Source organism: Streptomyces thermovulgaris (genome assembly GCF_002155915.1).
Classification (GTDB): domain Bacteria; phylum Actinomycetota; class Actinomycetes; order Streptomycetales; family Streptomycetaceae; genus Streptomyces; species Streptomyces thermovulgaris.
In genome coordinates, this window is sequence record NZ_MUME01000515.1 from 1 (window position 1) to 1,382 (window position 1,382).

The 1,382-nt window shown below is 69.5% G+C and carries 1 protein-coding gene, 1 tRNA gene and 1 other RNA gene; 2 read left to right on the forward strand and 1 reads right to left on the reverse strand.

From position 1 onward, the window contains the following. Nucleotides 1-259: 259 nt before the first annotated feature. Nucleotides 260-347 (reverse strand) — tRNA-Ser (locus CCN35_RS26945). Between the two features lie 72 nt (nt 348-419). On the opposite strand from CCN35_RS26945, the gene ffs reads away from it, so the two are divergent. Next, nucleotides 420-514: signal recognition particle sRNA small type (gene ffs, locus CCN35_RS26950), an RNA gene on the forward strand. 65 nt (nt 515-579) lie between these two features. Then, nucleotides 580-1,382 (forward strand): DNA polymerase III subunit gamma/tau (dnaX, locus tag CCN35_RS26955; RefSeq protein ID WP_086794657.1); only part of this gene is annotated, 803 nt, incomplete at its 3' end.

Consider the following 1,382-nt stretch of genomic DNA (forward strand, 5'->3'; position numbering starts at 1 on the left):
GCACACCCGTCCGGCCGCGGCGGGCGGGGCCGCGGCCGGACGGGTGTGCGGAGGCACGGAGCCCGGAAGCGCCGGCGCGACGAATCGAGTGATGCTCGTCACAGTGCGCCGCGACAGTGCTTCCGGCCGGTGTTTTCGGCCCTCCCGGTTCTTCGAGGAGCCGCCCGGAGGGGGCCGGACAGGCCGGCCGGGACACGACCGGGATACGGCCGGGACGACGACGAAGGGCCGGACCGCGTGTGCGGTCCGGCCCTTCGGCTGGCGGAGGATGCGGGATTTGAACCCGCGAGGGGTTGCCCCCAACACGCTTTCCAAGCGTGCGCCCTAGGCCACTAGGCGAATCCTCCGCCGGAAACACTACATGACGGAGGGGAGTGCTCGCGAACTCGTTGCCGCAGTCGGGATCGGGTACTCTGTGCGGAGCCCCTCACGCGGCGTTATCCGACTGAACCCCCCCAGGGCCGGAAGGCAGCAAGGGTAGGTCGGCTCTGGCGGGTGCGTGGGGGGCCCTTGCATGGCGAAGACACCGGTGTTCGTGGGCGGGCCGGATTGTCGGCGGGCGCCTATAACCTCGTATGCGTGTCGTCTCTCGCGCTGTACCGCCGCTATCGCCCGGAGTCGTTCGCCGAGGTCATCGGGCAGGAGCATGTCACCGTCCCGCTGCAACAGGCGCTGCGCAACAACCGGGTCAACCACGCGTATCTGTTCAGCGGCCCCCGCGGGTGCGGCAAGACGACCAGCGCACGCATTCTCGCCCGCTGCCTGAACTGCGAGAAGGGACCGACACCCACCCCCTGCGGCACCTGCGAGTCGTGCCGTGACCTGGCCCGCAACGGCCCGGGATCCATCGACGTCATCGAGATCGACGCCGCTTCGCACGGCGGTGTGGACGACGCCCGCGATCTGCGGGAGAAGGCCTTCTTCGGCCCCGCGCGCAGCCGTTACAAGATCTACATCATCGACGAGGCCCACATGGTCACGTCGGCCGGCTTCAACGCGCTGCTCAAGGTGGTCGAGGAACCGCCGGAACACCTGAAGTTCATCTTCGCGACCACCGAGCCCGAGAAGGTCATCGGAACCATCCGGTCCCGGACCCATCACTACCCCTTCCGGCTGGTGCCGCCGGGAACCCTGCGCGACTACCTCCGCGAGGTGTGCCGGAAGGAGAACATCCCCGTCGAGGAGGGAGTCCTTCCGCTGGTCGTGCGGGCCGGTGCCGGGTCCGTGCGCGACTCCATGTCCGTCATGGACCAGCTGCTCGCCGGCGCGGGGGAGGAGGGTGTGACCTATGCCATGGCCACCTCGCTCCTCGGATACACCGACGGCGCGCTGCTGGACTCCGTCGTCGAGGCCTTCGCCGCCGGGGACGGCGCCGCCGCCTT